The sequence below is a fragment of the Nonomuraea sp. NPDC049141 genome (genome assembly GCF_040648415.1).
GTDB lineage: Bacteria > Actinomycetota > Actinomycetes > Streptosporangiales > Streptosporangiaceae > Nonomuraea.
This window is the reverse complement of the sequence record NZ_JBEZDR010000039.1, coordinates 37,558-63,296: the sequence shown is the minus strand read 5'-3', so window position 1 is coordinate 63,296 and position 25,739 is coordinate 37,558. Positions and strand designations below refer to the sequence as shown.

At 67.8% G+C, this 25,739-nt stretch carries 27 protein-coding genes and 1 tRNA gene; 17 read left to right on the top strand and 11 right to left on the bottom strand.

What is annotated here, in order from left to right:
• Window positions 1-403: 403 nt before the first annotated feature.
• The 3 genes from AB0B91_RS61125 to AB0B91_RS61115 all read left to right on the top strand — a co-directional run bounded on the left by AB0B91_RS61125 (window position 404) and on the right by AB0B91_RS61115 (window position 2,335).
• A complete protein-coding gene (locus AB0B91_RS61125) occupies window positions 404-805 on the top strand; it encodes a hypothetical protein (RefSeq protein WP_358341871.1) in 402 nt (133 codons plus the stop codon).
• 232 nt (window positions 806-1,037) lie between these two features.
• Window positions 1,038-1,835 carry a putative protein N(5)-glutamine methyltransferase gene (locus tag AB0B91_RS61120; protein ID WP_358341883.1) on the top strand — a complete coding sequence of 266 codons (798 nt, stop codon included), beginning with the start codon at window positions 1,038-1,040 and terminating at the stop codon, window positions 1,833-1,835.
• Window positions 1,836-2,116: 281 nt separating this feature from the next.
• A complete protein-coding gene (locus AB0B91_RS61115; RefSeq protein ID WP_358341868.1) occupies window positions 2,117-2,335 on the top strand; it encodes a hypothetical protein in 219 nt (72 codons plus the stop codon).
• A 4-nt stretch (window positions 2,336-2,339) separates the two neighbouring features.
• Here the strand turns inward: AB0B91_RS61115 and AB0B91_RS61110 are convergent, their stop codons facing one another.
• The 3 genes from AB0B91_RS61110 to AB0B91_RS61100 are packed head-to-tail and all read right to left on the bottom strand — an operon-like array spanning window position 2,340 to window position 4,981.
• Window positions 2,340-3,008, bottom strand: a complete 669-nt coding sequence (locus AB0B91_RS61110; protein ID WP_358341865.1) for a response regulator — start codon at window positions 3,006-3,008, stop codon at window positions 2,340-2,342.
• Entirely contained in the window at window positions 3,005-4,471 is a 1,467-nt protein-coding gene (locus AB0B91_RS61105) for a DUF4118 domain-containing protein (RefSeq protein WP_358341862.1), read from the bottom strand. The genes AB0B91_RS61110 and AB0B91_RS61105 overlap by 4 nt, the downstream gene beginning before the upstream one ends.
• A gap of 57 nt (window positions 4,472-4,528) precedes the next feature.
• Window positions 4,529-4,981 (bottom strand): group II truncated hemoglobin, encoded by a 453-nt coding sequence (locus tag AB0B91_RS61100; RefSeq protein ID WP_358341859.1) that lies wholly within the window; start codon window positions 4,979-4,981, stop codon window positions 4,529-4,531.
• Between the two features lie 186 nt (window positions 4,982-5,167).
• Here AB0B91_RS61100 and AB0B91_RS61095 point away from each other — a divergent pair, with 186 nt between their 5' ends.
• From AB0B91_RS61095 to AB0B91_RS61085, 3 genes are read left to right on the top strand one after another with little or no spacing between them, the layout of a single operon-like run.
• Window positions 5,168-6,208 carry a cellulose binding domain-containing protein gene (locus AB0B91_RS61095; protein WP_358341856.1) on the top strand — a complete coding sequence of 347 codons (1,041 nt, stop codon included), beginning with the start codon at window positions 5,168-5,170 and terminating at the stop codon, window positions 6,206-6,208.
• Window positions 6,209-6,232: 24 nt separating this feature from the next.
• Complete coding sequence (locus AB0B91_RS61090) at window positions 6,233-6,901, top strand: TetR family transcriptional regulator (RefSeq protein WP_358341853.1); 669 nt, start codon at window positions 6,233-6,235, stop codon at window positions 6,899-6,901.
• Window positions 6,901-7,740, top strand: a complete 840-nt coding sequence (locus AB0B91_RS61085) for an NAD(P)H-binding protein (RefSeq protein WP_358341851.1) — start codon at window positions 6,901-6,903, stop codon at window positions 7,738-7,740. Before AB0B91_RS61090 ends, AB0B91_RS61085 begins: the two co-directional genes overlap by 1 nt.
• Before the next feature lie 3 nt (window positions 7,741-7,743).
• Here AB0B91_RS61085 and AB0B91_RS61080 read toward each other — a convergent pair whose 3' ends face one another.
• Genes AB0B91_RS61080 through AB0B91_RS61070 form a run of 3 tightly spaced genes read right to left on the bottom strand, consistent with a single transcriptional unit; the run spans window position 7,744 to window position 9,613 of the window.
• Entirely contained in the window at window positions 7,744-8,403 is a 660-nt protein-coding gene (locus tag AB0B91_RS61080; protein WP_358341849.1) for a class I SAM-dependent methyltransferase, read from the bottom strand.
• Between the two features lie 26 nt (window positions 8,404-8,429).
• Entirely contained in the window at window positions 8,430-8,624 is a 195-nt protein-coding gene (locus tag AB0B91_RS61075) for a hypothetical protein (protein ID WP_358341846.1), read from the bottom strand.
• 44 nt (window positions 8,625-8,668) lie between these two features.
• The gene (locus AB0B91_RS61070) at window positions 8,669-9,613 is read right to left on the bottom strand and encodes an LLM class flavin-dependent oxidoreductase (protein ID WP_358341843.1); all 945 of its coding nucleotides are present in this window, start codon (window positions 9,611-9,613) and stop codon (window positions 8,669-8,671) included.
• 195 nt (window positions 9,614-9,808) lie between these two features.
• On the opposite strand from AB0B91_RS61070, the gene AB0B91_RS61065 reads away from it, so the two are divergent.
• From AB0B91_RS61065 to AB0B91_RS61015, 11 genes are all read left to right on the top strand, one after another.
• Window positions 9,809-10,384, top strand: a complete 576-nt coding sequence (locus tag AB0B91_RS61065) for a cupin domain-containing protein (RefSeq protein WP_358341841.1) — start codon at window positions 9,809-9,811, stop codon at window positions 10,382-10,384.
• A gap of 32 nt (window positions 10,385-10,416) precedes the next feature.
• Entirely contained in the window at window positions 10,417-11,535 is a 1,119-nt protein-coding gene (locus AB0B91_RS61060) for an ABC transporter substrate-binding protein (protein WP_358341838.1), read from the top strand.
• A 27-nt stretch (window positions 11,536-11,562) separates the two neighbouring features.
• A complete protein-coding gene (locus tag AB0B91_RS61055) occupies window positions 11,563-12,414 on the top strand; it encodes an ABC transporter permease (RefSeq protein ID WP_358341835.1) in 852 nt (283 codons plus the stop codon).
• Window positions 12,411-13,208 (top strand): ABC transporter permease, encoded by a 798-nt coding sequence (locus AB0B91_RS61050; RefSeq protein ID WP_358341832.1) that lies wholly within the window; start codon window positions 12,411-12,413, stop codon window positions 13,206-13,208. Before AB0B91_RS61055 ends, AB0B91_RS61050 begins: the two co-directional genes overlap by 4 nt.
• Window positions 13,192-14,304 carry an ABC transporter ATP-binding protein gene (locus AB0B91_RS61045; RefSeq protein ID WP_358341829.1) on the top strand — a complete coding sequence of 371 codons (1,113 nt, stop codon included), beginning with the start codon at window positions 13,192-13,194 and terminating at the stop codon, window positions 14,302-14,304. The genes AB0B91_RS61050 and AB0B91_RS61045 overlap by 17 nt, the downstream gene beginning before the upstream one ends.
• Window positions 14,301-15,719: an FAD-dependent oxidoreductase gene (locus AB0B91_RS61040; protein WP_358341826.1), complete on the top strand. Its 1,419-nt coding sequence runs from the start codon at window positions 14,301-14,303 to the stop codon at window positions 15,717-15,719. The genes AB0B91_RS61045 and AB0B91_RS61040 overlap by 4 nt, the downstream gene beginning before the upstream one ends.
• A gap of 30 nt (window positions 15,720-15,749) precedes the next feature.
• Complete coding sequence (locus AB0B91_RS61035; RefSeq protein ID WP_358341823.1) at window positions 15,750-16,100, top strand: cupin domain-containing protein; 351 nt, start codon at window positions 15,750-15,752, stop codon at window positions 16,098-16,100.
• 79 nt (window positions 16,101-16,179) lie between these two features.
• Window positions 16,180-17,022 carry a hypothetical protein gene (locus AB0B91_RS61030; protein ID WP_358341820.1) on the top strand — a complete coding sequence of 281 codons (843 nt, stop codon included), beginning with the start codon at window positions 16,180-16,182 and terminating at the stop codon, window positions 17,020-17,022.
• A 79-nt stretch (window positions 17,023-17,101) separates the two neighbouring features.
• Window positions 17,102-17,617: a SigE family RNA polymerase sigma factor gene (locus AB0B91_RS61025; protein ID WP_358341817.1), complete on the top strand. Its 516-nt coding sequence runs from the start codon at window positions 17,102-17,104 to the stop codon at window positions 17,615-17,617.
• Window positions 17,614-18,816 (top strand): hypothetical protein, encoded by a 1,203-nt coding sequence (locus tag AB0B91_RS61020; protein WP_358341814.1) that lies wholly within the window; start codon window positions 17,614-17,616, stop codon window positions 18,814-18,816. Before AB0B91_RS61025 ends, AB0B91_RS61020 begins: the two co-directional genes overlap by 4 nt.
• A gap of 348 nt (window positions 18,817-19,164) precedes the next feature.
• Window positions 19,165-19,386, top strand: a complete 222-nt coding sequence (locus tag AB0B91_RS61015; RefSeq protein WP_358341811.1) for a DUF397 domain-containing protein — start codon at window positions 19,165-19,167, stop codon at window positions 19,384-19,386.
• Between the two features lie 500 nt (window positions 19,387-19,886).
• Here AB0B91_RS61015 and AB0B91_RS61010 read toward each other — a convergent pair.
• The 5 genes from AB0B91_RS61010 to AB0B91_RS60990 form a co-directional block, all read right to left on the bottom strand.
• A tRNA-Met gene (locus AB0B91_RS61010) sits at window positions 19,887-19,963 on the bottom strand.
• Between the two features lie 54 nt (window positions 19,964-20,017).
• Window positions 20,018-22,978: a UPF0182 family protein gene (locus AB0B91_RS61005; RefSeq protein ID WP_358341808.1), complete on the bottom strand. Its 2,961-nt coding sequence runs from the start codon at window positions 22,976-22,978 to the stop codon at window positions 20,018-20,020.
• Window positions 22,979-23,110: 132 nt separating this feature from the next.
• Window positions 23,111-24,157, bottom strand: a complete 1,047-nt coding sequence (locus AB0B91_RS61000) for a PDZ domain-containing protein (RefSeq protein WP_358341805.1) — start codon at window positions 24,155-24,157, stop codon at window positions 23,111-23,113.
• Between the two features lie 10 nt (window positions 24,158-24,167).
• Complete coding sequence (locus AB0B91_RS60995; protein WP_358341803.1) at window positions 24,168-24,593, bottom strand: molybdenum cofactor biosynthesis protein MoaE; 426 nt, start codon at window positions 24,591-24,593, stop codon at window positions 24,168-24,170.
• Window positions 24,594-24,610: 17 nt separating this feature from the next.
• The gene (locus AB0B91_RS60990; RefSeq protein WP_358341880.1) at window positions 24,611-25,684 is read right to left on the bottom strand and encodes an NAD-dependent epimerase/dehydratase family protein; all 1,074 of its coding nucleotides are present in this window, start codon (window positions 25,682-25,684) and stop codon (window positions 24,611-24,613) included.
• Window positions 25,685-25,739: the final 55 nt, after the last annotated feature.

The following is a 25,739-nucleotide window of genomic DNA, read 5'->3' as shown; positions in this document are numbered from 1 at the left end:
GCCGCCCGACCCGGTGTCAAATTGACCCGACTCGCATCGACCTTCTGGAATAAACACCGCCCCGTTTCCGGGACAACCCCTCTAACTTACCAGCCCATCCGGATGGTGCGAACCATCTGGACGAACCAGGAGTAAGTGGGAGGTGCTGGGCATCGTCCGAGGTTCTTCGCGAACCCCCGCGCCGCCCTGCCTGAGCAACTCTAGCAGCCACCTACGGCTGCTTCGTGCCGTACAGGTAATCATGAGGTCCTTCCCTGCCCTCAGGATGCTCAAACCTGCCGATCTCGGACCGGCCCCAGGGCAGGCGGTCGACATGGCGGAGACAAGCCGAAAGCAAGTCATCCGCAATCGCCCCTGTGTACGAAGTAGCTACGAGCAATCTGCGTCCCTGGAGGTGTCCGCAATGACCCGCTCGGAGTTCGATGACATCCGCGCCTTCCTTGCCGACGACGCGACTCACGCTGGAGACCTCCTCCGAGTCGCCCGGACGCTGATCGACGACCTGGAGCACGCGCGTATGCGTGAGGCCGTCCTGAGGACGTACTACCTGCGTCTGCTCACCGCCGCCCGGGCCACGGTGGCGGCCGAGGCGGTGGACGCGCCCGACCCGCTGGCCTTCGTCAAGCACGAGCTCGCCGAACGTGGCCAGCTTCCCGAGAACGGTGAGGCCGTGCAGCGCATCCTGGCCGACGCCCGCGCGGCGGCCGCCCTGCTGGCGTGCCTGGAGCAGCCGGCTCAGGTCCGGCCGGCCAGAGGTATGCGACTGCGCCGCTGCGTCGGCTCCGCCCGTACGCTGCCCCACTGAAGCGTTCCGATACGAAAAAGTCCGGTGCAAGAAGACGGGCGAGGCGGGCGAGACCGGCCGTTGGCGTGCCGAACAGGACGTCCGGTAATGTTGCCGTCTCCAGCGATGGACCCGACCGAGGAGGTGAGACCCATTACCGCTGTAGCAGGCTGGGTGCTCCCGTCTCATGGTTGTGCGGTCCACCTGACGTAGGTGGCCTAGGGAGCGCTCATTGGCTTTCCGAAAGGCGCTCATGTCGGTTTTTCCGTCATCTGTCCACCAATCCGCCATCGTCAGCAGGCTCCGGGCCGCCGGCTGTGTCTTCGCCGAGGACGAGGCGGAGTTGCTCATCTCAACGGCGAGGACGCCGGACGATCTCACCACCATGGTCGACCAGCGGGTCGCCGGTCTCCCTCTTGAGCACGTTCTCGGCTGGGCGGAGTTCTGCGGGCTGCGGGTCACGGTGGATCCTGAGGTGTTCGTGCCGCGCCGGCGTACGGAGTTCCTCATCAGCCAGGCCGCCGCGCTGGGCGGCCGGTCGGCCACCGTCGTCGTCGATCTGTGCTGCGGGACGGGCGCGATGGGCGCCGCGCTGGCCGCGATCCTCGACGGGGTCGAGTTGCACGCCGCCGACCTGCACCCCGCCGCGGTACAGTGCGCGCGCCGCAATCTGGCTCCCATCGGTGGCCAGGTGTACGAGGGCGACCTATATGAGCCGTTGCCCGCCACCCTGCGGGGTCGCGTTGACATCCTGATCGCCAGCCCACCGTACGTGCCCACCGAGGCGATCCGGCTGCTGCCCTCGGAGGCCCGCGTCCACGAGCCGCTGGTGGCGCTCGACGGTGGCGCGGACGGGCTCGACGTCGTGCGGCGGGTGATCGCGGAGGCGCCGCCGTGGCTGGCACCGGGCGGTCGGCTGCTGGTCGAGACGAGCGAGGGCCAGGCGGCGCGGACGGCCGACGCCATGGCCGCCAGCGGGCTGACCCCGCGCGTGGCCCGCTCCGATGAGCTGTACGCCACCGTCGTCATCGGCACCAACCCCACCGGGTAGGGAGGCCGTACGCACGGGGAGCCCAGGTGACCAGAAGACGACCACTCACTTACCCAGCCTTGGTCGACCGGCTGTAAGACTGCGCATATGTGGCAGCGATGGTTCAACTGGGCAGCAATCGTCCTAGTCGGCGGTTTCAGCCTCGTGTGGCTAGGTGTCGTGATTTATGTGAACGACAGCTCCACCTTCTGGATGCGGGTCTTCCAGCTGGCCTTCGGTGTCGCGCTGGCCGCATGGACCGTACGTAAGACAACTCTGATGATCACCAAGGCGTGAGTCCCATGAGCGATCAACTTTACGAAATCAGTCACGACATGGGCGATGACGTACAGCTGTCCGCCACCGCCATGTACATGGACAGGCTCCCGCAACGCCACAGAATCCTCGAGATCGATGACGAGGCCGCGCGAAGTATCTCCAGATGGGTGAACGAGGAGGACCCCCGCGAGTCCGACGCCTTCGCGGATCCGCTGGAGGACACGTACTTCCCGCCGGAGTAGGCGGCTACGGCTGGAAGCGGTAACCCATTCCCGGCTCTGTCAGCAGGTGTACGGGATGCCCCGGATCGCGCTCCAGCTTGCGGCGTAGCTGAGCCATGTACTGCCGCAGGTAATGGGTCTCCTTCACATACGAAGTCCCCCACACCTCCCTCAGCAACTGGCGCTGGCTGATCAGCTTGCCGGGATTGCGTACCAGCAGCTCCAGGAAATGCCACTCTGTGGGCGTCAGCCGTACCCCGCCGGACACCGTCTTCCTGGCGAGATCGATCAGGTGCTCGCCCACCCGCACGGTCGCGGGCTCGTCGGGAGCCGGCCCCATGCGGCGTGTCACCGCGCGGATGCGCGCGAGCAGTTCGTCGATGCCGAACGGCTTGGTCACGTAGTCGTCGGCTCCCGCGTCGAGCGCGTCCACTTTGTCAGGGCTGCCGGCCCGCCCCGAGAGCACGATGATCGGCACGCTCGTCCAGCCGCGCAGCCCGTGGATGACGTCCACTCCGTCCAGGTCAGGCAGCCCGAGGTCGAGGATGATCAGGTCGGGATGCCAGTCGGCGGCCTGGCGCAGCGCGGCGGTGCCGTCCGGCGCGACGGCTACCTCATAGCTTCTGGCGACCAGGTTGATGCGCAACGCCCGCAAGATCTGCGGTTCGTCGTCCACCACGAGCACGCGGGTCAAGGAGCCCTCCGCAGCGAAACGGTCATGGTCAAGCCCCCTCCAGGCGTCTGCTCCGGCGTGAGCGTCCCACCCATGGCCTCCGTCAGCCCGCGGGACAGCGCCAGCCCGAGGCCCAGCCCCACGCCTTGCCGATCGCCCAGGCGCTGGAACGGCATGAACACCCGCTCCTGGGCCTCCGCCGGAATGCCGGGTCCCCGGTCGATGACGCGGAGCTCGACGTGTTCGCCGTACGAGCTCGCCGAGATCACGACCTTGCGATCGGGCGGGTTGAAGCGGACGGCGTTGGACATCAGGTTCACCAGCACCCGCTCCAGCAGCGCCGCGTCGGCCATGAACTCCGGAACCTCACCGCTGAACCCGTCGTGGACGCGGTCGCGCAGCGGTCCGAGATCGGCGATCGCCTGGGGGACGACGTCCTCGATCGCCAGTGGTTCCAGCGTGACGCCGAGCACGCCGGCCTGCAGGCGGCTCATGTCGAGGAGGTTCGACACCAGCCGGTCCAGCTTGATGAGCGACTCGCCCGCGGTGGCCAGCAGTTCCGCGCGGTCCTCGGGGGTCCAGTCGACCTCTGTCCCACGCAGGCTGTCGACCGCCGCCCTGGCCGCGGCGAGCGGGGTGCGCAGGTCGTGGCTGACGGCCGCGAGCAGCGCGGTGCGCATCCTGTCGGCCTCGGCCAGCGGCTTGGCCCGCTCGGCCTCCTCGCGCAGGCGTTCCTGGCGCAGCGCCACCGCCGATTCGGCGGCGAACGCCTCGAGCACCTGCCGGTCCGCCGCGTCGAGCGGCCTCCCCCGTACGGCCAGCACCAGGTCGTCGTCGATGGGCACGTCGGTGTCGGCATGGCCCGGCGAGGTGGACGGCGGCCCTCCGGCCGTGGCCACGACGTGCCAGGAGTCGCCGTCGCGCTCCAGCAGCGTGACGGACGCCAGCCCGTACACCTCTCTGAGCCTGGCCAGCAGGGACGGCAGCGCCGAGTCGCCGCGCAGGACGTGGCCGGCCAGCGTGGACAGCACTTCGGCGTCGGCGCGTGCCCGGGTGGCCTCCCTGCTGCGGCGGGCCGCCTGGTCGACGACCGTGCTGACCATCGCGGCAACCAGGACGAAGGTGGTCAGCGCGAACAGGTTCTCCGGCGCGGAGATCGTCAGCGTGTGGAGCGGCGGTGTGAAGAACCAGTTGAGCAGGGCGAAGCCGAGCACCGCCGCGGTGAGCGCCGGCCACCTGCCGCCCACCAGGGCGACCGCGACCACCAGCAGCAGGAAGAACAGGATCTCGCTCGGCAGCGTGAGCTGCTCGGCGAACGCCAGCATGACGGCCGTGAGCAGCGGCAGCCCGAGCAGCGCCAGCACCCAGCCGGCGATCCGCCGGTCTCGGGTGAGCGCGGCGGGCGGGCGGCGCGCGGGCGGCGGCGCGTTCGCGGCAACGCCGGGGGCCGCGCCTAGGTCGATGCGCAGCCGCCCGCGTGTCATGCCCCGCTCCTGGTGGTTCGTCGGTGACCTCCAGGCTACGACCAGGGGCGCGACGTCCTACGGCTGGTACGGCGGGGCGACTCCCCAGCCCCAGTGCGGCACCGGAGCCCTGGTCGGGGGCGTCGCGCCGGGCTGCGAGTTGTGCACCGCCAGCCGGGTGCCCCACTCGATGTAGCCGGCGAAAGCGGCTCGGAACTCAGGGTCGTCGGGCAGTCCCACTTCGTCGGCGGCGTCCATCAGCAGGTTGACCCACCTGCGCCGCTGCGGCTCGGTGATGCCCTTGCCGAGGTGCTGGGAGAGCATGTGGGGGTAGCCGCCCCGCTCCTTGGTGTAGTGGTCGGGGCCGCCGAACACCTCACCGAGCCACATCGCCACGTATCGCGGATGGCCGGGGTCCATGTGCGCGAACAGCGGGCCGATCAGGTCGTCCTTCCGCACCTGCTCGTAGAACGCCTCGGTGAGCCGCTCCAGCGCCTCTGCCCCGCCCGCCCATTCGTATAAGGTCGGCACTTCCTTATTGTTCATGTAATCAGGTAATCAGTTGCCAGGTTGGTCGGCAAATTCTGAAAGTTACACGCCGCTCCGGGCAACGGCGCAGGTCGGAAGACCCACCAGGACCGGCCGCCTTTCCGCCGCCTCTGCGCGCTCCTACGCTCTCGGCAGACCCACGATCTTCGGGAGCTGACGATGTCGCGGATGAGCGCCTTGGTGGTGGCCGTGCTGACCCTGATCGGAACGGTACTCTTCCTGACCACGACACCGGCCAGCGCCGCCGCCACCAGGATCATGCCCCTCGGCGACTCGATCACCGGCTCGCCCGGCTGCTGGCGGGCCCTGCTGTGGAACAGGCTCCAGAGCACCGGCTACACCAACATCGACTTCGTCGGCACGCTGCCGCCGCAGGGTTGCTCGGTGTCGTACGACGGCGACAACGAGGGCCACGGCGGCTTCCTGGCGACGAACGTGGCCGCCCAGAACCAGCTCCCCGGCTGGCTGGCGGCCACCAGGCCCGACATCGTGGTGATGCATTTCGGCACCAATGACGTGTGGAGCAACATCGCGCCCGCGACGATCCTCAGCGCGTTCACCACACTGGTGAACCAGATGCGGGCCAGCAACCCCGCGATGAAGATCCTGGTCGCGAAGATCATCCCGATGAGCCCGTCCAACTGCGCCGACTGCGGGCAGCGCGCCGTCACCTTCAACAACGCAATCCCCGCCTGGGCCGCCGCCACCTCCACCCAGCAGTCGCCGATCGTGGTCGTCGACCAGTGGACGGGGTTCAGCACGAGCGCGGACACGTATGACGGAGTACACCCGAACGCCTCGGGCGACCAGAAGATGTCCGACCGCTGGTATCCGGCGCTGGTGAACTTCCTCACCCCGGGCGGGTCCACGCCGACGCCCACCCCCACTCCCACCGTGACACCGGTGGGCGGTTGCACGGCGACGTTCAAGAACGTCGGGCAGTGGACGGGCGGCTTCCAGGGTGAGGTCACGGTCAAGAACACGAGTGCCGCCACGACGAACGCCTGGACGGTCGGCTGGACGTTCGCCAACGGCCAGCAGATCACGCAGATCTGGGGTGGCACGCTCACCGCGAACGGGGCCACTGTGAGCGTGCGGAACGTGAGCTGGAACGGCACCCTGGCCACCGGAGCGACGGCCACCTTCGGTTTCCTGGCCTCCTGGAACGGAACCAACACCGCGCCCGTGCCCACCTGTTCTCCCGTCTGAGCAGTCCGCTCTTCAATCGTTTGAATGACAGTTGTCATTCAGTCGGTTGAAGAACTAGGCTCTCCAGGCATAGGAGCACGGCGGGCACCGCGCCCAGAGGATCGCGGCCAGGCGGCGGAACAGACGCGCGAGCGGATCCTGACCGCCGCGGTGGCCGAGTTCGGGGCGAAGGGCTACGCGGGTGCCCGCACGGCCGGCATCGCCGCCCGCGCCGGCGTCAACCAGCAGCTGATCTCGTACTACTTCGGTGGCAAACAGGGGCTGCTGGACGAGCTGCGCCGGCGCTGGCAGGAGCTCGAGGCCGGCCTGGTCACGCCGGACACCTCGTTCGCGGACTCGATCGGCGCGCACCTGGACGCGACGCTCGACAATCCCGACTGGGCCCGGCTGACCGTCTGGCAGGCCCTTGGAGACTGCCCGTTCACCGATGAGGCGGACGGGCGACAGTATCTGGATCGCCAACGGGCCAAGATGGCGGACTCAGTGGAGAAGATCCGCCAACGGCAGGAGAACGGCGAGGTCACCGATGAGGTGGACGCCAGGTTCGCGCTCCTGACCGCCTACGCGGTGGTCTTCGCCCCGATCACGATGCCGCACTTCGTACGGGCCCTCTTCGGCGACGATCCTTTGTCGACTGAAACCCGTACCGAACTCCGCAACCAGCTGATCAAACTTCTCGGGAGGTCCTCCTAATGGTCACTGTCGTCTTCGGTGCCCGGGGCAATGTAGGCCGCCATGTCGCCGCCGGACTGCGTGCGGCGGGCATACCGATCCGCGCGACGGGCCGGGATCCGCACGCGCCGGGGTTCCCGCCGGACACACCGGTCGTAGCAGCCGATCTCGACTCTCCCGAGACGCTGCCCGCCGCTCTGGAGGGTGCCGAGAAGGTGTTCCTGTACACCAAACCGGATGGCATCGATGGGTTTGTGAAGGCGGCGCGATCCGCCGGCGTACGACACGTGGTGCTGCTGTCATCGGCGTCCGTCGTTCTCTCCAGCGCCGAACTCAACCCGATCGCCAAGTTGCATCGCGTCGTCGAGGCGGCCCTGGAGGGCTCCGGCATCGACTGGACGTTCATCCGGCCGGGGATGTTCGCCACGAACACCCTGTGGTGGTGGGCGCAGTCGATCAGAAACGACAACACCGTCCGTACGGGGTACCCAGACGCGCAGATCTCCCCCATCCATGAGAAGGACATGGCCGCGCTCGCCGTCACCGCCCTGACCGAGCCCGGCCACGCTCAGCGGGCCTACACGCTCTACGGCCCCGAGTCGCTCACCATCAGGCAGCAGGTCGAGCAGATCGGCGAGGCCATCGGCCGCAAGATCACGCTTGATGTGACCTCCGTCGAGGAGGCCCGGTCGGATCTGGCCAAGACCATGCCCCCGATCGGGGTGGAGGGCATCATGCGCATGCTGGCAGCCAGTACCGAGCACCCCGCCCCTACCTCGACGGTCGTCGAGGAGGTCACCGGCCGTCCCGCGCACACCTTCGCCCAGTGGGCCCAGGACCACGCCGACGACTTCCGGTAAGGGTCAGCGCGCGTATGCCCTGACGGCCAGGACGTTGGGAATGGGCTGATTGCCCGGTTCGTACATCCGCTCGATGTCGAGCCGCGCGTCGATGAACGCGTTGATCAGGTCCGGGAGCGGCAGCTGGCTCATCCCCACCCGGTCCCGGACCCCGCCCTTGCGCCACCATGGTCCGCGCCGGTGCCAGCCCTTGATGCGGTACGTGGGATGGATGATCAGCGCGCCGTCCTCGCGGTTCTCGATGTGCGGGCCGTTGAAGCACGGGTGCGCCCCGTAGAACAGCAGCAGGCCGCCCGGGCGCAGCACCCGGGCGGCCTCCTTCAGCAGTCCGGGAAAGTCGCCGATGTCGGTCGACACCCAGAACGCGGCGACGGTGCCGAACACCCCTGCGGCGAACGGCAGCGTCGTAGCGTCACCCTGGAGCAGCGGCGCGTCGTCCCTGCGGCGGGCGAGGCGTAACTGGTCACCGGACCGGTCGAGCCCCACCACGGTCCTGCCGGTGGCGCGGATCGCGTCGAGGTAGAGGCCGGTGCCGCAGCCCAGGTCCAGGCACGGTCCGTCGCCCGGTCCCAGCAGCTCGGCCACGTCCGGCTGGTTCGCGGCGGCGGCGGGGGTGTTGAACTCGTCGTACCACTCGGCTTGGCCGTCATAGCGTGCGGTCATGATCCATCAATACCGCCTTTTACCAGCTACTGACCTCGTCGCTGACGTATTCCGAGGAATGCGAGCGCAACGCCGATGATGAGGACGACGGGGCCGATGATGGCCCACATGGTGACGCCGCTCATCACGCTACCGCCGACGATGCCCAGCCCCTGAAGCGTCCACAGGCCGCCGACCAGGATCAGGAGAACACCGAGTACGAGGAAGATCCATGCTTTCACTGCTTTTCTCGTTTCTTGTCCTGGAAGGGGTGGAGAAAGCGCCTTCAGGATGACATGACCGCCCGGCCGAGGGCGATCAGCTCCAACTGGTCAAGCTGCGTGTCGATGGTGGGGGCGGCGATACGGCAGACGACGTGTCGCGCGCCCGCCTCCGCGTAGCGGGCGAGCGTCTCGGCCACCTGTCCGGCCGGTCCCACGGCCATCGCCTGGATCGTCCGTACGGTCTCGGACGGCAGCCCGTACGTGGCCCGGCAGTAGGCATCGAGCTCCTGCTCTCCCCGTTCCGCGTCGTCGCTGACCAGCACGGTGACGAACAGCGCCGGCGTGATCGCGTCCGCGAGACGGCCCGCGGCCGCCGCGGCCTGGCATACGGACTTGAGGCCCGCCCGGTAGTCGGCGACGTCCGGCGGATAAGGCAGCCACCCGTCGTAGAGGCGGCCGGTGCGCTCGAGCGCCGACGGGCTGCCTCCCGCGAGCCAGACCGGCGGGCCACCTGGCCGGTAAGACGGTGTGGACTCCGGCAGGTCGTCGTGGCGCAACACCTCGCCGCGAAACGCGCGTTCCCCCGCCCATAGCGCCCGCCACAGCGAGACCGTCTCGTCCAGCCGCCGGAACCGTCGCTCCCACGGCACCTCCGAGACCGCGTACTCGATCTCGGACCGGCCGGGGAAGCCCGCGCCCACAGCCACGACGAGCCGTCCGGCTGACAGGTGGTCGATGGAGGCCAGCTCCTGCGCGGCGGTGACCGGGCGGCGGAAGGCGGGCAGCAGAGCCGCGGTGCCGAGCGTGACGCGTTCGGTGGCGGGGGCGAGGGCGGCGAGCATGGCCAGCGGCTCGATCCGCGCGCCGAGAAGGGTGTCATTGGCCCAGACGGAGTCGTACCCGAGCCGCTCGGCCCGGACGGCGAAGTCGACCAGGTGCCGGGCGTCGTTCCACTGGGTGCGGTTGGTGGGGAGCAGGACTCCCAGCCGTGCACGAGTATCGGTCACTGCTTCTCCTTGGTACGCGTTCGACCTTGAGAAGCCTGGGAGACGGGCCGCGGTCCGGCAATTCCTCGGAAGGTATGCCGCCACACTCGGTAACCCATTTGTTACATACTGCCCCTTGCTGGGATTTCTTGTGATATGTACGGTCCTTTCATTGCCACTTAACAACCTGTTCAGTGCAACCGATCAAGGGGTTCGATGACGGAGGCGGAGACCGAACACCTGGGCGTACGCATCCGGGCCTACCGGAACATGCGCCAGATGACCGTGCGCGGCCTGGCCGGCCAGGCCAAGGCGAGCGCCAGCTTCATCAGCCAGTTGGAGCGAGGGCAGACCAGCGCGAGCATCGGGATGTTGCGGCGGATCGCCGGAGCTCTCGGGATCACGGTGGCCGACCTGTTCAACGAACAGGACGAGGTCGGACACCGGGTGGTACGCCGCGCCGACCGTCCGGAATTACCCACGAAATCCGGCACCCGCAAGTACCTGATCTCCCAGCGCCCCCTGCAGAACCTGGAGATGTACGCCGGGGAATTAGACCCGGGCGCGTCCACCGGGGACGAGCCGTACACCCACGGCGACTCCCAGGAGATCTTCCTCATCCTGCGCGGCCAGGTCACGCTCTGGCTCGGGCCCGCCGATTCGGCCGCCCCGCACGTCCTCGGGCCGGGCGACAGCGTGGAATACCGCACATCGATGCCCCATCGCGTCGTCAACGACGGCGACGAGACGGCCGAGGTGCTCTGGACGATCAGCCCGCCCACGCCCGCCTGACTTACACCCACCCTTATCAAGGGGGTTCAACCATGCCGAACTATCCCAAACGACTGCCCGGTATGGCCGCTATCGCGGCTTCGCTACTGCTCTCCGCCGCATGCGGCGCCGGTTCCGCGGCGCCCGCGAGCATCGACCTCGGCTCCGGCCCCGCCAAGTCCGGCACCATCAAGAAGGACGCGCTCAGCGGCCTGAACATGACGTTCGTCTCCTATGGCGGCGCGTATCAGGAGGGCCAGCAGAAGGCGGCGGTCGATCCCTTCGCCCAGGAGTCGGGCGCGAAGATCCTCGAGGACGGCCCGACCGACTACGCCAAGATCAAGGCCCAGGTCGACTCCTCGAACGTCACCTGGGACGTGATCGACACGGACTCGATCTGGGCCCAGGCGCAGTGCGGCAAGCTGCTGCAACCGCTCGACTACACGATCATCGACAAGTCGAAGGTCCCCGAGGGCCTCACCACCGAGTGCAGCGTCCCCGCGATGCAGTACGGCATGGTGCTGGCGTACAACAAGGACAAGTTCGGCGCGAACCCGCCCAAGGGCTGGAAGGACTTCTTCGACACCGCGAAGTTCCCCGGCAAGCGCGGTATTTCCGGCAACCCCGGCGACTCGGCGCCCGGGCCGTTCGAGGGCGCGCTGATCGCCGACGGCGTCGCCCCGGACCAGCTGTATCCCCTGGACGTGGACCGCGCGACCAAGAAGCTGCAGTCGGTCCGCTCGAACCTGGTGTTCTGGAAGACCGGCGCGGAGTCGCAGCAGTTGCTGGAGTCCGGCGAGGTCGACATGGCGATGCTCTGGAGCGGCCGCGCGTACGCCGCCGTCAAGAACGGCGCGCCGTTCGACGTCTCCTTCGACCAGTGGATGCCGATCATGGACTCCCTGACCGTGCCGAAGAACGCCAAGAACCCCAAGGCGTCGATGGCGCTGATCAACTACTACCTGGGCGCGCAACAGCAGGCCAAGCTCACCGAGCTGACCTCGTACTCGCCGATCAACACCGACGCCAAGCCCAAGCTGGACGAGAAGGGGCGGTCGTTCCTGACGACCAGGCCCGAGGTGGCGGACAAGGCACTCAAGATCGACTCGAAGTGGTGGGCGGAACACCAGCCCGAGATGATCGAGAAGTGGTCGGCCTGGCTCGGCGGCTGATCCGAGATGGCCTCGACGCTCCAAGCGGTGTCCCTGCCGGCGACGGCGGGCAGGGATGACCGCGACCGCCGGCCGGCGCTGCTCATCCTGCCCGCGCTGATCGCGCTCGCCGTCTTCTTCCTCTATCCGCTGGTCTCCATGGTGGTCAGCGCGTTCACCGATCCCACCCCCGGGCTCGGGAACTTCGCCTGGTTCTTCGGTGAGCCGCAGAACCTGAGGGTGCTCGGCCGTACGTTCACCACGGGCCTGTGGGTGACGGTGATCGCGCTGGTCGTGTCATATCCGTACGCCTACGCCATGACGATCGCCGGGCCGCGGGCGCGCAACGTGCTGACGCTGCTCGTGCTCGTACCGTTCTGGACCAGCCTGATGGTGCGCACGTTCGCGTGGGTGATCCTGCTGCAGGACACCGGCGTGATCAACGGTGCGCTGCAGGCGATCGGGCTCGGGCCGTTCAACCTGATCCGCACCCAGACGGGGGTGGTCATCGGGATGGTGCAGTTGCTGATGCCGTTCATGGTGCTCCCGCTGTACGCGGTGATGAACGGGATCGACCGGCGGCTGCTGACCGCGGCGGGGAGCCTGGGGGCGCATCCGATCAAGGCGTTCGTGAAGGTGTATCTGCCGCTGTCGCTGCCGGGCGTCTCGGCGGGGTGCCTGACCGTGTTCATCAGCGCGCTCGGTTTCTACGTCACGCCCGCGTTGCTCGGTTCGCCCACCGACGCGCTGATCTCGCAGCAGATCTTCACGCAGGTCAACGGGCTGCTCAAGTGGGGACGAGGTGGCGCGATGGGCGTGGTGCTGCTCGGGCTGACGCTGGCGATGATCGCGTTGCTCGCGCTCACGCTGCGTCGTACCGGAAGGAAGGTGGCCGGATGACCGCCCGCCTCGGCCGCGCCGTGCTGTGGGCGTTCTGCGCGCTCGTGGGCGTGTGGCTGGTCGCGCCGGCGCTGATCGTGGTGCCGCTCAGCTTCACCTCGAAGGCTTCGCTGAAGTTCCCGCCCGACGGCTACTCGTTCCGCTGGTACGAGCACTTCTTCAGCGATCCGGCCTGGGTGTCGGCGCTGCTGACCTCGGTCGAGGTGGCGCTGCTCGTCACGGTCGTGGCCACGGTACTCGGCACGGCCGCCGCGATCGGGCTGACCAGGGCGCGGATGCGCGGCCTGGCGCTCGCGCAGGGGGCGATGCTGGCCCCGATGATCGTGCCCGGTGTGGTGCTGGCCGTCGGGACCTACGCCGTGTTCCTGAAGTTGCAGCTCGTGGGCACGCTGGCCGGGTTCGTCATGGCGCACACCGTACTGGCGCTGCCGTTCGTGATGATCCCGGTGGCCGCTTCGCTGCGCGGGTTCGACCGGCGGCTGGAGAGCGCGGCGGCCAGTCTGGGCGCCGGGCGGTGGGCCACCTTCCGGAGCGTGACGCTGCCCCTGGTCGCGCCCGGCGTCGCCTCCGGCGCGCTGTTCGCGTTCGTCACGAGCTTCGACGAGGTGGTCGTCTCGCTGTTCATCCAGAGCCCCTACCTGCAGACCCTGCCGGTCAAGATGTACGCGAGCGTCACCCGCGAGATCGACCCGACCATCGCCGCGGCGGCCACGATGATCCTCGTGCTGACCACGACCCTCGTGCTCGCCGCCACCTTCTTCGTCGCCAGGAGGTCCCGTGCCGCCGACCAGTAACGACCTCGCCGCCCGTGGCGGGGGCATCGAGCTCACCGGCCTGACCAAACGCTACGGGGACTTCGTCGCCGTGGACGACGTCTCGCTGTCGATCAACCCGGGCGAGTTCATCACGCTGCTCGGACCGAGCGGCTCGGGCAAGACGACCACGCTGAACGTCATCGCCGGCTTCACCAAGGCGACCTCGGGCGAGCTGACCGTGGACGGCACCGCCATCGCCGCCACCCCGGCCCACAAGCGGGACATGGGCATGGTCTTCCAGCACTACGCCCTGTTCCCGCATATGACGGTCGCCGAGAACATCGCCTTCCCGCTGAAACAACGCAAGATCCCCAAGGCACGCAGGACCGAGCTGGTCCAGGCGGCGCTGGCCACCGTCCACCTCGGCGAGTACGGCCACCGCTACCCGCGCGAGCTGTCCGGCGGGCAGCAGCAGCGGGTCGCGGTGGCCAGAGCGATCGTCTACAGCCCGCGCGTGCTGCTGATGGACGAGCCCCTCGGCGCGCTCGACAAGAAGCTGCGCGACTGGCTCCAACTGGAGATCAAGCGCATCCACGGCGAGCTCGGCATCACGTTCGTCTACGTCACGCATGACCAGGACGAGGCTCTGGTGCTGTCGGACCGCATCGCGGTCTTCAACCAGGGCCGCATCGAGCAGCTCGGCCCGGCCGACGAGCTCTACGAGCGCCCCGCCACGCTGTTCGTGGCCCGCTTCCTGGGCGAGTCGACGATCCTGCGCGGCGACGTCTCAGCTGACGGCATCGGCGTCTGCGCGCGGCTGATGCGGGCACCCGGTTCACTGCCCGACGGGCCCGGCGCGCTCGTCGTACGGCCCGAGCGGCTGGCCGTACGGCAGGCGGACCACTCCCCCGAGACCGGCTGGAACGCGCTGCCCGCCACCGTCACCAGCGAGATCTATCTCGGCTCCAGTCGCAAACTGGAACTGAGACTGCCGGACGGCTCGCCGGCGCTGGTCCGCGAACAGGCGGGCAGCCTCAGCGACGCCCGCCGCGGCGACGAGGTCACGCTCACCTGGCGCGTGTCCGACTCCGTACTCCTGGCTGATGAAAGTGATGTGGAGGCAGTTCTCACGTGAAAGGCATCCCGCTGACCACGGACTTCGCCAACGGCGGCGTCTCGTTCTGGTACCGGCAGATCGGCGTGCCGAACCGCCGGGCCGCGCTGCCCGGTCCCCGCTCGTATGACGTGGTGATCGTCGGCGGCGGCTACACGGGCCTGTGGACCGCGTACTACCTGAAGAAGGAGCAGCCCGATCTGCGGATCGCGATCCTGGAGCGGGAGTTCGCCGGGTTCGGCGCGTCCGGGCGCAACGGCGGCTGGCTGTCGGCCGAGTTCGCGGGGTCGCGGAAGCGGTACGCGGCGGCTCGGGGGCGTGAGGCGATGGTCTCCCTGCAGCATGCCATGTTCCGGTCCGTTGACGAGGTCATCCGCGTGACCCGGGAAGAGGGCATCGAGGCCGACATCCACAAGGGTGGCCTGATCCACGTCGCGACCAACCCCGCCCAGCGCCGCCGCCTGCGCGAGGAGCTGTCCGAACTGCGTACCTGGGGGTACGGGGAGGACGACCTCAGGCTGATGTCCCGGGACGAGCAGCGGGAACGCGTGCAGGTGGCCGGGACCCTGGAGGCCACGTACTCGCCGCACTGCGCGCGCATCCAGCCCGCGAAACTGGCCGTCGGGCTCGCCTCCGTGGTCGCCTCGCTGGGCGTGGACATCTTCGAGAACACCACCGTGACCGAGATCCGCCCCCGCTCTGTCGGAGGGCAGGCCTCGGCAGTCACCACGCGCGGCGTGGTCTCGGCCGAGTACGTCATCCGCGCCACCGAGGGCTTCACCGCCAGCCTCGCCGGGCAGCACCGGCAGTGGCTGCCGATGAACAGCTCCATGATCGTCACCGAGCCGCTGCCCGCCGAGGTGTGGAAGCACATCGGCTGGTCGGGCAACGAGCTGCTCGGCGACGAGGCGCACGCCTACATCTACGCCCAGCGGACCGCGGACGACCGGATCGCGATCGGCGGGCGCGGTGTGCCGTACCGGTACGGCTCACGGACCGACGACCGGGGCGCCACACAGGCACAGACGGTGGCACTGCTCTGGCGGATGCTGGTCAAGCTGTTCCCCGCCGCGGCCGACGCCCATGTCCAGCACTCGTGGTGCGGGGTGCTCGGCGTGCCGCGGGACTGGTGCTCGACCGTGCACCTCGACCACGCGACCGGGCTCGGCTGGGCTGGGGGTTACGTGGGCAGCGGCGTCACCACCACGAACCTGGCCGGCCGCACGCTGCGCGACCTGGTGCTGCGCCGCGACACCGAGCTGACGGCGCTGCCGTGGGTGGGCCGCCAGGTCAGGCAGTGGGAGCCGGAGCCGCTGCGGTGGACCGGGGTGCAGCTCATCTACGCGCTCTTCAGGACCGCCGACCGGCACGAGAACGACCGGGGCACCACCACCTCGGCCTACGCCCGCCTCGCCAACCTCATCTCCGGCCGCTGACCGCCGTTACTTCTTCTGTTAGGACGACTCTTGATCCAGCTCTCCCATCTGGCGCACGCCCCATCGGTCTCCCTGCCCGCTGCCGAGCCCAAGCCGACCAGCTTGACCGGCCAGTCGGAGTCCACCTTGGAGGTGTGGGCCGACTCTCTGGCGGAGACGGGTGTCTGGGAGTGCGGGCCCGGCTCGTTCACGGCGGTCAGGGACGGCTTTCACGAGATCTGTCAGATCCTGGCGGGGCGGGCGACGTTGACGGGTGCGGACGGGCAGACCGTTGAGCTGGCGCCGGGCTCGACGGTCGTGCTGCCGGACGGCTGGCGGGGGACCTGGGACGTGCACGAGACGATCCGCAAGACGTACGTGACCATCCGTACCACTCATTAGCCGCCTTCTATAAGAAATGCCCTCAGGGATAATTTCCCGATTTCCGCTATGGGCTCATTTCTTTAGACATGATCGGAATATGAACGCAGCGGCGCGGGCGGCGCTCGTCGGGGCGGTGGTCGGACTGGCCCAGTTCGTCATCTTCTACTGGCGGGGAGACGACCTGGGGTTCCTCGACGTCTTGGCGCTGATCCTCCTGCCCTATGGGCTGGGGTTCTTCCTGTCCTGGTGGGGCAGGTTACCGCGCTGGTGGGGGGTGGCCACGGCGGGCCCGGCCATCACCGCGGCGTTCCTCCTCGCCAACATTTTCGCCCTGCTCATGCCCAAGAGCGTGGACTTGACCGACTGGCAGACAGCACTGTGCCTCATGGCCCTGGGTGCGACCGCCTATCTGGCCGCGGGCGGCATATTCATGCCGGTGCACTCGGGACTTCGCGTCCTGCTGATCGCCGGCGTCGCCGTGGTGTACCTGGCCGTGTGGTCGGCATCGAACGTCATCGCCGACCCGACTCCGGCCAACCAGCCGGCCCGCGCCAAGGTTCCGCTCATCGCACCCACCCTGCCGGACCATCGGCTCTCGGATGTGCTCTATGTGGATGACTGGCTCGAGCTCTGGTACGAGGGTCAGGATGGTGACTCCCGCGTTGGCGTCACCGTCAGGCCAAGGAGTACGGCGAGCCCCAAGGCTGCCTGCAGAAATCCCGATCCGCGGGACGAGATCATGGAGCACACGGAGTGCCGCCAGGCGTCACCCGGCATATGGCTCCGTAGCGGTAAGCACGGGAAGATCATCTTCACAACGCACAGCACCGCCTTGGTGCGGATCGAAAGCCCAACGATGTCCGTGAAAGAGCTGATCGCCGTACTGAACACGTTCCACCCCATCGACGCCGAGGAACTGGCCAGACTCGACGAGGAGTGAAGTCCCTCAGCCTCCGATGCAACAGTTCGCCACGTAAGTCCATCTGGGAGGTGACACGGACGACGAAAGGCGAAGGCTGTTGGAAGCAGACACCCGGTTCGCCGGGTTCGCCGCCGAACGTGGCGATGCGCTGTTGCGTTATGGCTACGTCCTGGCCGGGAACCCGCACGACGCGGCCGACCTGGTGCAGGAGGCGCTGCTGAAGTTACGCGCCTCCTGGCCGAGACTACGCGCCAAGGACAATCCGGAAAGTTATGTGCGTACCACCATGGCCAGGCTGCACATAGCGGCCTGGCGGTTGCGGCGGCGCGAGCTGCTCGCCTGGGACCCACCGGAGCACGGCTACCACGACGCACTGCCCAGCGAAGACGAGCAGGCGATGTGGGAGTACCTGGCCGGGTTGCCCCGCAAGCAGCGGGTGGTGCTGGTGTTGCGCTACTACGAGGGGCTGAGCGACGAGGAGATCGCGGCGACCCTGGGGATCTCTCGTGGAACCGTGCGGAGTCAGGCGTCACGGGCGCTCGGCAAGCTCCGTTCCGCCGTGAGCGAGCACATCGAGTCAGGCGTCGGGTCGGATCGCGGGGAGCGGCGATGAGCGGTATCGAGGAGCTGTTGAGCAGGACCCTGGGACACGCGGCCGAGCAGGCGCCGCGGCTGGCCGCCCCGGCGGCGGAACGGCTGGAGACCGGCTACCGACAGCGCAGGCACAGGTCCCAGGCGTTGCTCGCGGCGGCGGCCGTGGTGGTGCTCGCCGGCGGGGTCGTCGTGGGCCTGCGGGCGGTCGGCGGCGGGAAGCCGCTGCCCGCTATCGGCCCGTCTGAAGTGCCGTCCGCGATGATCAGTGCCGCCACCACCGCGAAACCCATCGAGAAGCTGTGGCCGCAGGCTGTATGGAAGATTCCCATCGAGGACTCTCAGGGCAGGGAACTACACCCCGTCGCACTGACCGACGATGGGAAGCTGCTGGTCAAGGCATGGCGCGAGGTCGAGGAGCCCGAGGTGCTCTACCTCTACGACCTGGCCGGAGGGGATCTGCGAAAGATCGCGGACCTACCCACGTCGAAGAAGGCCGGGATCGCCGCGAACTTCAGCATGGGTGAGGGCGTGGTGGCGTGGTGGACCTCGACGAAGACCTCCGTACGCCTCTGGACCGCGCCACTGACCGGCGGCGAGGCCAGACAGGTGGCCGAGCACAAGACCAGAGGCGACATGATCGACAGCCTCGCCGTGGCGAAGGGCACGATCGTGTTCTCCTTGGGGAAGGGCGGGGTGTTCAGCGTTCCTGTGGGCGGGGGCCAGGTGACGCCGATCGACCGCGGGACCGATCTGCACCTGCTGTCCTGGCCATGGGCGGGCTCGCCGAGCTCGTGGAGCCCCAAGGACGGAGCCCCGTTCACTCATCTGGTCAACCTGGAGACCGGGCTGACCAGCGACGCGGCCCCTGCCAGCCAGGGAGCGACGTTGCTCGCCTGCGGTGTGCGGTCTTGCCTCTCGACGATGAGCAACGGCGGCAGGGCGTTCACCCGGGCGCGTGACGGCTCGGAAGAGCAGGAGGTGCCGACCGGCTACCAGATCCCGGAGCCGCCCAGCCAGAGTCGCTTCTACGTGCGCAACCTCAGAAGCGACGCTCCGGGTCTAGGGCTCTACGACCTGAAGACCGGGGCGTTGGCGGACCTGGGCATCGGAGATGAAGCCAGTCAGGGCGAGGTGCCGGTCGCCGACCGGGCCGGACGGATGATGACGTACCGGATCAAGAGCGGCAGGTATGTGATCGACCTGTCCAGGATCCCCTGACGGGGGCGGGCGCGAACGGTCCTCGCGGAAGTGAGGGGCCATGCCCTCACCGGCGGCGTCCGTCTTCTTCTCGCAGTCCTTCGGGGCATGTCCTCTTCTGCCGCCGGACTCTTACGTGGAGTGTGGTGGCGGGGATGCGGGTTCGAGGCTGCGGCTGAACCAGATGGTCTTCCCCATACCGCAGAGGGCCGGTTCGTGCCGCCATTCGTCCGTGAGAGCAGCCACGATACGGCCGAGCGTATGAGGATCGGGCCATTATCTCCGGCGTTCTGCGGCGTTACGATTGCGTCCGCTCAGAGGCCTATCCGCACCATCTATCGTTGAACATCATCAAGGACGTGATGACGCGTGGCCCGCAATGACACCCCCGACCTTCAGCACGCCGAATGGCGAAAGAGCAGCCACAGCGGCGGGGACGGCGGCAACTGCGTAGAAGTCGCTACCAACCTGCCCGGAGTGATCGCCGTCCGCAACTCCCGGCACCGCTCCGACCAACCGTTGATCTTCACCCTCTCGGAGTGGACCGCCTTCCTCGCAGGCGTCAACGACGGCGAATTCGACATCGCCTGATCGAACGCTGCAGGCGTCGGGGAACCTGGACTCCAGGTTCCCCGACCGCTGGCTCCGAGAGATCGAGGTCCGAGCGAGTGAGCATGGCAATGACTCCGCTCAACAGCGCTGCCCACTCTTGCGAAGCGCCCGTCGTGGGGGTTGCGCGCCGAAGGCGCGCCCGGGGAAGGCAGTCCGAGCGCAGCGAGGCCCTACAGGGGTCGAGCCGTTGGCTCGACTGGAAGAGCGTCTGAGCCCGAAAGCGCGAAGCGCCAATGAAGCGAAGCCCTTTGTGCCCGGGGCGGGCATCAGATGGTTAACCACCCAAATGGGTAACGGGTGGGGCCCTTAATAGGAAGAACGCCCGGAGCGAAGCGGAGGCCTTCCAGGGGTCGCGGCTCCGGCGCGACTGGAAGCAACGTCTGAGCTCCGAAAGCGCGGAGCGCACCCATAATGAAGCCCTTTTGTGCAGGAGCATGCGAAAAGGCCCTCCAGGATAATCCTGGAGGGCCTTTTCGACTTGGTAGCGGGGGCAGGATTTGAACCTGCGACCTCTGGGTTATGAGCCCAGCGAGCTACCGAACTGCTCCACCCCGCGTCGGTGTGTGTCTAAAGACTATAGGTGGCGCGGGGTGGACGCAAATCGAGGAACCTACGAGCTGGCCGTCGGTGTCGCCGTCGGAGTGCCTGATGCCGACGGCGACGCCGAGGGTGACGACGACGGTGCAGCCGACGGAGAGGCCGTTGGTGACGGCGTCGGAGTGGTGGTGGTGCTCGGCAGAGCGCCCAGCCCCTCCAGAGCCTTCAGCGCCTCTTCCAGCTGCTTCTGCGCCTTGCCGTACGCCTCCCAGTTGGGCGGGTTGGCCTGCAGGGCCTTCTGGGCCTCGGTGTAGGCGTTCTGGGCGTTGTCGATCGCCGCCTTCAGAGCCGTGGTGTTCTGGTTGGGTTTTACTTGCTCGTTGTTGGGTGGCGTCTGCTGCTGCTGGCCGTCGCCGAAGACCTGTTTCAGAGCTTCAGGAAGGGTCCGGGCAACACCGATCTTGCTGCCGAACGACACCAGGACGCGCTGCAGGATCGGGTACGGCTCCTGCCCGCCACCGGCGGCGACCTGGATGTACACCGGCTCGATGTACACCAGCCCGCCCGCATAGGGCAGAGTCAGCAGATTTCCGTAGCGGACCGAGGAGGCGCCGACGCCCAGGAGGTTCAGTTCGCCGGCGAATCGGCTCTGGAAGGCGTTCTGTGCCTGGCCGGGGCCCGGGATGGGGGTGTTGGACGGCATTCGCAGGATGCGTAGCTTGCCGTAGTTGGGGCCGGCCACCGAGTCGACCGCCATGAAGGCCGCCAGGTTGGGCCCCTGTTTCGGGACGAACGTCGTCGTCAGCGAGAACGTCGGCGCCTGGTTCTGGACGGGCATCGTGGTCGTCACGTAGTAGGGCGGCTGCTTGGTGTTCTCGCCCTGTGACGGGTCGCTCGGGATGTTCCAGAAGTCCTGGCCGCTGTAGAAGGCGGCCGGGTTGGTGATGTGGTAGCGCGACAGGGTGTAGCGCTGCACCTTGAACAGGTCTTCCGGGTAACGCACGTGGGCCTGGAGGTCGGCGCTCATCTTCGACTTCGGCTGGATGATGCCGGGGAAGGCCTTGCTCCACGTCTTGAGCACCGGGTCGTTCTCGTCCCAGCCGTACAGGGTGACCGTGCCGTCGTAGGCGTCGACGGTGGCCTTGACCGAGTTGCGGATGTAGTTGATCTTGTCTTGCGGTTGCTGGGCGACCACGCCGCTCTTGGTGGTCGTGTCGCTGGTCATGTTGCCCAGGCTCTCGCTCTGCGCGTACGGGTATTCGTTGGAGGTCGTGTAACCGTCGATGATCCAGGTGATCCGCCCGTCGACGATCGACGGATAGGCGTTGCCGTCGAGGGTCAGGAACGGTGCGACCTTCTCGACCCGTTCGCGCGGGTTGCGCACGTACAGGATCTTGGAGTTGTCGTTGACGTCACCGGAGAGCAGGATGTTCTTCTCGCCGTACTTGGCCGCGTAGACGAGCCGGTTGAGGAACGAGCCGACCGGGACGCCGCCCTTGCCGGTGTATGTGGTGTTCTTCTGGCCGGTGCCACCCGTTTCCGGGTAGTCGAGCTCCTGCGGGTTGTTCGGGTTGCCACCGGCGATGACGTACTCGGAGGACGCCGGGCTCTCGCCGAAGTAGACCCGCGACTCCTTCAGCTTGGTCGTGTTGACCAGCGGGCCCATGACCGGCATGTCCTTGGCGTCGTAGTCGGGCAGACCGCCCGAGTCGACCTCGTTGCCGGGCGCCGCCACGATGCCGTAACCGTGGGTGTAGACGAGGGCGTTGTTGATCCAGTTGTTCTGGCCCTCGGGCACCCCGAGCAGCTCGCGTACACCGACGACGTGGTCGACCGACTTGCCGTTGGCGTCGGGGTAGCGGTCGACGTCGAGCTGGCCGGAGAAGCCGTAGAAGCCGCGGATGCGCTGAGTCTGCTCGTACGTCGCGGAGACCAGCGCCGGGTCGAGCAGCCGGACGCCGGACACCGAGGCGTCGCCGTTGGTCTCGACCTTGGTCGGGTCGGCCTCCGCGGTGTAGGGCAGGATCTCCGTCTTGTCGACGTCGTACGAGGCCCGCGTCGCGTCGATGTTGCGCTGGATGTAGGCCGTCTCCTTGAGCTGCTGGTTCGGCTTGACCTGGAACTGCTCGACCAGCGCCGGGTAGACGCCGCCGATCAGGATGGCCGAGAGCACGAGCAGGCCGAAGGAGACACCGGGCAGCATGCCGCCGGGCCGTATGACACCCGCGAAGAACAGCGCGGCGCAGATCAACGCGATGATCGCCAGGATGGTCTTCGCCGGGAGCACCGCGTTGACGTCCGTGTAGGAGGCGCCGTGCACGAAGCCGCGGTCGGAGAAGACCAGCCCGAAGCGGTCGATCCAGTAGGCGATGGCCTTGAGCAGCACGAACACGCCGAGCAGCACCGACAGGTGGGCACGCGCCGCGCGCGAGGCGTGCACGCCGGGTGACTGCAGCCGGAAGCCGCCGTAGAGGTAGTGCGTGATCCCCGCCAGGATGATCGAGATGATCACGGCGGTGAACAGGAAGTTCAGGACCATCCGAATGAACGGGTAGTCGAACATGAAGAACGAGATGTCCATCCCGAACAGGGGCTCGGTCTTGCCGAAGGGCACCCCGTTGATGAACTCCAGCCAGGTCTTCCACTGCCCGGCGAACGACGAGCCCGCGAAGAGCGCGAGCAGGCCCATGCCGACGATGAAGATCAGCTTACGATGGGGGTCGAGCGCCATCCGGTAACGGTCGGCGCCACTGCCGCCGCCGAACATCGCTGGGCCGAACATCGGCCTCATCCGGAAGGCCAGCAGCATGTTGCCGCCGGCGATGCCGATCATCAGCACCGCTCCGACCAGGAACAGCACGATCTCCGTCAGCAGGACGCCCGAAAAGACGGACGTGTAGTCGACGGAAGGGTCGACCGTGTCGAACCACAAAAAATCGGTATAAATACCGGAAAATAGGAAAAATAGCGCCACAATCGCCACGAGTGCGATCGCGACCGGAAGAAGCAGTCGCGGTCGGCGGGGCAAACGCATTGCCCTGCCGCCGGCTCCTGGGGTCCGGAAGCTCAAGGCCAACCCCTCGTCGTGATGAACAAACGGTCCGTGTCTGGCAACCTACACCGCTGTGCCAGCCGTACGGCTAACGCATGGCGATCGCCAGAAGTTTCATCCAGCAGCGCAAGAGGGCACATCGCCTTTACCGGTGCGCAACGCGTCGAGCGCGCCGACCGCGGCGTGCAGCGTCTCGGCCTTGACCAGGCGGAGCCCGTCGGGGACTGCCTTCATGGCCTCGGCGCAGTTGTCGGCCGGGGTCAGGAACACCGTCGCGCCGGACTTGCGGGCGCCGACCATCTTCTGGGCGATGCCGCCGATGGGCCCGACCTCGCCCGATGGCTGGATCGTGCCGGTGCCGGCGATGTCCTTGCCCCCGGTGATCTCGCCGGGGGTCAGCTTGTCGAGGATGCCGAGCGAGAACATCAGCCCGGCGCTCGGCCCGCCGACGTCACCCACGTTGATGTCGACCTTGAACGGGAACTTGTAGCTCTCCTGCATGACCACGCCCACGACGGCCTGGCCCGAGGGACCCGCCACGGTCGGCAGGCTGATATCGGTCTTGTCCTTGCCCCTGGTGACGGTAAATGCCACGTTTTCGCCAGGTTTGTGCGCCTTGACCGCGTCGCTGATGATCTTGACGTTCGCGGCTGGTTTGCCATCGACCGTACTGATCTCGTCGCCCTTGCGCAGCTTGCCGTCGGCCGGCTTGCCCTTCTCCGTGGACGCGACCGTCACGATCATGCTGAAGGGAATCTTGAGCTCGGTCAGCGCGGCCGCCGTGGCGAAGTCCTGGGAGTTGGTCATCTCGACCGTGTTCTCCTCCTCGACCTCTTTGGGCGAGCGGGACTTGGGGAAGATGGTCTCCTCGGGGACGACCGCGACCGTCGGATCGACCCAGCCGCGCAACGCGGTCAGCAGATCGATCCTGCTGCTCGGCCCGCCCTGGTAAGCCACCGTGACCAGCCTCAGCGCACCATTCGTCGGGTAGGTCTGGTGCCCGCTGATCGTGATCACGGGCTTCTTCTCGACCTCGCCGATGGTGTTCTCGGTCGGTCCGGGACTCAGTACGACGTACGGAACGGGCAGGAAGGCCCCTGCGACACCGAGCGCTAGCACGAGGAAACCCGCAACCAGCAGGGTCAAGGCGCGTCGCGACATGAGGACGAGCTTATTGGCAGGCACCGACCCACTCGGCCGAGCCGTCGGCGAAGATCTGGTGTTTCCAGACCGGGACCTGCGATTTGAGGTCGTCGATCAGCCTGCGTGACGCCTCGAAAGCCTCGCCTCGGTGGGGGCAGGCGACCGCGACGATCACGGCGATGTCGCCGAGCTCCAGATCGCCGACCCTGTGGACGGCGGCGAGCGCGGTGACCGGGAAGTCGGCGGCCACCTTCTCCGCCACCTGGCGCAGCGCGTCGAGGGCAGAGGGGTGCGCCGAGTAGGAGAGCCTGGTCACGGGCTTGCCGTGATCCTGCTCTCGTACGGTACCGACGAAGAGGGTGGTGCCCCCTGCCGCGTGGTCCCCCACGGCGGCCAGCACCTCGTCGACGGAGAGCGAGGTCTCGCGAATCCCGAGCAACCGGATGACGTCCACGAAAAGAGCCTACATATTCAGAGTCGGCGCTTCTTGCGCACCTGGCGGACGATGGCGGCGGTGCCGATGACCGCGACCGTGGCACCGGCGGCCGTGAGTGTGGCCTCCTTGACCGGCAGTCGCCTGCCGACCACGGTGGTCCTGTTCTCGCGCAGCTCAAGGAGCTGCTCGAACGCGGCCTCGTTGGTCCAGACGGGCTTCCAGCCCGCCTCACGCAGCGCCGTGCAGTCGACGACCCACGGGTAGACGACGTAGTGCAGGTCCGTCGCGGGAGCTGGGGTGATGCCCAGCCGGTGCAGCCGCTGCGCCGTACCGAAGGTGAGGCCCGCGGGCAGCTCGAAGCGCCGCAGACCGGACAGCTCCTCGACCTGCTCCTGCTCCAGCCAGCCGTCGGAGCCGACGGCGGCCACACCGGTGACCACGCCGCGCGCGGCCAGTTCCAGCGCCGAGACCAGGTCGTCGACGTGGCAGAACTGCCAGCGCGGCGAGCAGCCCTTGACCGTGAGCAGCCTGGGTGACTCGAAATGGCGGGTGATGACCGTGTCGATGCCGGGACCGACCACGGCCGCGGGCCTCAGGACGGTCACTTCCAGGCCGGGGTGGCTCCGCGACGATCTGCGTACGAGCGCCTCGATCTCCAGATAGTCGCCCACGACCCCCGTGTCGGGCTCGGCGGCGACCGGGGCCGCCTCGGGCAGGGGCACGTCGTTCTCGGGGGCGGCGCCGTACACCATCGCGCTCGTGACGAGCACCACACGCCGGACGCGCGCGGCGGCGCTCGCGGTGAGCACCGTTTGCGCAGCTCGCAGATTGTACGCGCGCCGCTCTGCGGGGTCCGCGTCGACGGCGTAGTCACCGGCCAGGTGGACCAGGACGTCGATATCGGAAATGCGGTTCGCCAAGAGCGGATCCCGCACGTCGATCACTCTCCAGGTGGCCTCCTGGACGTCACCGCGCTCCTCGTCAATGGCCACCACCCTGCGGAAATCCGCGGAGGACACGAGCTTTGCGAGCAGCTCCCGGCCTATGCCTGAGGCGGCCCCGGTGACGGCGACGACGGGGTGGCGCGGGCGTTTCGAGGTAGGCACCAGGTCCTCACTTTGCACTGATCCGCCGTAGGACGACTAACGTGGCGGATGTGGACTC